Annotated in this window: 1 pseudogene; it reads right to left on the bottom strand. The window is 74.1% G+C overall.

Annotation, left to right across the window (positions count from 1 at the left end):
- A pseudogene (locus tag IBL25_RS26300) lies at window positions 1-1,079 on the bottom strand (DUF4159 domain-containing protein); the annotation flags it as partial.

The raw sequence follows: 1,079 nt of genomic DNA, 5'->3' as shown, positions 1-1,079 counted from the left end.
GGCGCGGGCAGGCTGGCGGAAAGGTTCAGCGCGCGGCGCTCCCCACCCTCGCCGGGCACGCCGTACCAGCCGGGCGGGTGGCGCGGACCGGGCCGGGTCTCGGCGAAGGCATTGGCGGCGATGGCGGCCACGCCACTTGGCGCCGGGCCCAGGCGCCCGAAGCCGTCCATGGTTTCCACCGGCGCCAGCGGCGCGCTGCCTTCCGCCCCCGCCACGCCGGAGGAAAGCGCCACCAGCCGCCGCAGCATATCGGGGAAGAGGCCGGAAAGCGGCAGATTGGACCATTCCGCATTGGCCGTGACATGGAAGAGCACGATGCGCCCGGCGCCGCGCGTCTCCGCCGTCACCAGCGGCGTGCCATCGGCAAGCCGCGCCCAGCTGCGTTCGGACAGGCGCGGGTCCGGCTCGGCCAGGACCTGGGTGGAGACGGTGACCTCGGCCGGCGGCGTCAGGCCCGCGAAGGGAGACGTGTCGGGGAAGGGCGCCATGTGCTGTGGCTGTTCCCAGGAGAGCGAGCCACCCAACTGCCGCTCCCCGGCGCGAAGGCGTACCGGCAGCAGGGAATCCGGATGCTCGGCCAGGCGCGGGCCGGCGAAGCGCACCAGCGTGCCACCCTCCCGCACCCAGCGGTCCAGCGCCTCGCGCTCCCGCCCCTCAGAGATGGGGCGGTCAGCCAGCACCAGCACGGAAAGCTGCCGGGCCAGCAATTGCTCGATATTGCCGGAGCGCAGCTCGGCGGTCGGAGAGAGCGCGCGTTCCAGGTAGTAGAGCGAACCGATCAGCGGCGTATCCGCCCCGGCCTGGGCGGGGCCGACCAACCCCACCGGGCGGCGGCGGAAGCGCTCGTCCAGCAGCATGGCGGCGCCGGCGCTTTCATCCTCGTCGAGATCCAGCCGCACCACCTGGTTGCGGATCTCCAGCGGCAGTTCCAGCGCGGCTTCCCCGGCCGTGACACCAGCGGGCAGGTCGATGGTGGTGCTGGCCAGCGCGCGTCCGTCGCCGGTGCGGGCCAGCACGCTGGCCTGCCCGGCGGCGGGGGCCGGCGTCTGGCGCAGCGAGACCAGCAGCCGGTCGGGCTC

Source organism: Pseudoroseomonas ludipueritiae (assembly GCF_014490445.1).
GTDB lineage: Bacteria > Pseudomonadota > Alphaproteobacteria > Acetobacterales > Acetobacteraceae > Pseudoroseomonas > Pseudoroseomonas ludipueritiae.
This window is presented reverse-complemented; position numbering and strand designations above follow the sequence as displayed.